General features: G+C 56.9%; 3 protein-coding genes. All 3 read right to left on the bottom strand.

All coding sequences use genetic code 11. The features are described 5' to 3' along the window. Positions 1-131 precede the first annotated feature (131 nt). Genes EYA77_RS00025 through EYA77_RS00015 form a run of 3 tightly spaced genes read right to left on the bottom strand, consistent with a single transcriptional unit; the run spans position 132 to position 1388 of the window. The gene (locus EYA77_RS00025) at positions 132-617 is read right to left on the bottom strand and encodes a hypothetical protein (protein WP_167815491.1); all 486 of its coding nucleotides are present in this window, start codon (positions 615-617) and stop codon (positions 132-134) included. Beyond that, positions 604-864: a hypothetical protein gene (locus EYA77_RS00020; RefSeq protein WP_167815490.1), complete on the bottom strand. Its 261-nt coding sequence runs from the start codon at positions 862-864 to the stop codon at positions 604-606. The genes EYA77_RS00025 and EYA77_RS00020 overlap by 14 nt, the downstream gene beginning before the upstream one ends. Next, a complete protein-coding gene (locus tag EYA77_RS00015; RefSeq protein WP_167815489.1) occupies positions 861-1388 on the bottom strand; it encodes a hypothetical protein in 528 nt (175 codons plus the stop codon). Before EYA77_RS00015 ends, EYA77_RS00020 begins: the two co-directional genes overlap by 4 nt. Positions 1389-1518: the final 130 nt, after the last annotated feature.

Below are 1518 nucleotides of genomic sequence, written 5' to 3'. Positions count from 1 at the left end.
CCACCAGCCCTTTCAGCTTCCTTCGATCCAGAAGCTCCGGGAAATCATACCAGTGTCTCATCAGGGGTCACCCCCTTCTTCGACACTGGTAAGACTAAGGCCGGCTATGCCAGCCCGTTCATACCAGTGCTTCACGACTTCACCTCAATCACATACCTCTCCGAGATCGGCTTATCCGTAACATACCGCGAATACTCCGGTTCCGGGAGGCGTGCCTCAAGATCCTTCACATTCACCTCTTCATACTTCGTGATCCGGTCCTTGATCAGCTTCTTCGTCGCATCATAGATGAACTTCTTCGACAGAAGCTTCGACGCATTCGCCGCGGAAACAAACGCCAGCTCCGCAAACAGCTCAGGCAGCTCCTCACGAAGCAGCGGGACATTCACGGACTTGTTCTTCTTCTCTTCCAGCCGGAGAACAAACTCCGCAGACTCAAGCCCGCCGGCTCTGATCTCATCGACCGTCTCCAGGAACCGGACCTTATACTCCTTCGCCGCAGATTCCAGCGCCGCCGTCATCTCCTGGCAGAAAAACGCATCCGCATACTCCTCGGCCGGGTGAGGAAACGCTGCTTCCAGGACCTCCCGGATCCCGGCAGAATCACAGATAGTCATAGGTATCCTCCATCTGCTCGCCGATCCGTTCCCCGATCGACTTTCGCATGTCCAGATAGGCGAAGAACTGGACATCATCGTCCGGCGAATCGATCCTAAGCGTCGGGGATCCGCAGACCGGGCAGTTGAGTATGGCCAGTTTCAGATCCGCAATGTCATTGACCCAGACCTTTTCCGTAATCGAGTTCAGGCAGACCGGGCAGGAGAATTTGATCCGCCGCAGATATTCTGTACCGGACCCGTTCACAGGCCCACCTCCGCATAGGTCCGCCGGGAAACGATCCGGTGGATCGTGGCCCGGTTGACCTTGAACTCGGCTGCGAGGATCCGCGGAGGTTCGCCGTCTGCGTATCGTCGTCGGATCTCTCCGACCTGCTCGTCCGTAAAGATCCGGTGATTCACTCCCGACTTAGGGTGGTTGTTGTCCCAGAACGGGATGAGCCGGAGGTTTGCGAGCCGGCAGTCATCGATGTTTCCGTTGATATGGTCGATATGCAGATTCAGATCGACCGGCAGTTCGTCCAGGGTTCTGCAGGTCCCGCCGATGTAGACCGCACGGTGCTTGGTGATGGTCACCCGGAGTCCCCGGTAACTCACGCTCGTACAGAGGTATCCGCTCCGCATTTTTTTGAACCGAAGGAGTTTCCCGGTTTTTGCCGAGATGACCTCGCCCTTTTCCCCGTCGACCTTCCATGCTCCGGAGATGATCTTCGAGAGGATGATCCGGTCGGTCAGCCGGGTCCCGGGGCAGGGTTTGTGGTCCTGCGTCATTCTTCCTCCGGCCGTTCATTCGAGAACGTGATCTTGATGGTAAAGGTTTGACCGTCCAGGACCCCATAGGGGAGTCCCCATCCCTTAAGCTCCTCGAGGATGAAGTGGGCAAAGCGTTCGTGCATCGTGT

It is taken from the genome of Methanocorpusculum sp. GPch4 (assembly GCF_012062385.1).
In the GTDB taxonomy this organism is placed as follows: Archaea; Halobacteriota; Methanomicrobia; order Methanomicrobiales; family Methanocorpusculaceae; genus Methanocorpusculum; species Methanocorpusculum parvum.
This window is presented reverse-complemented; position numbering and strand designations above follow the sequence as displayed.

Bases quoted from the DNA above. Each gene is read 5' to 3' on its own strand.
- EYA77_RS00025 (WP_167815491.1), bottom strand. From the start codon at position 617: ATGACTATCTGTGATTCTGCCGGGATCCGGGAGGTCCTGGAAGCAGCG.
- EYA77_RS00015 (WP_167815489.1), bottom strand. From the start codon at position 1,388: ATGACGCAGGACCACAAACCCTGCCCCGGGACCCGGCTGACCGACCGG.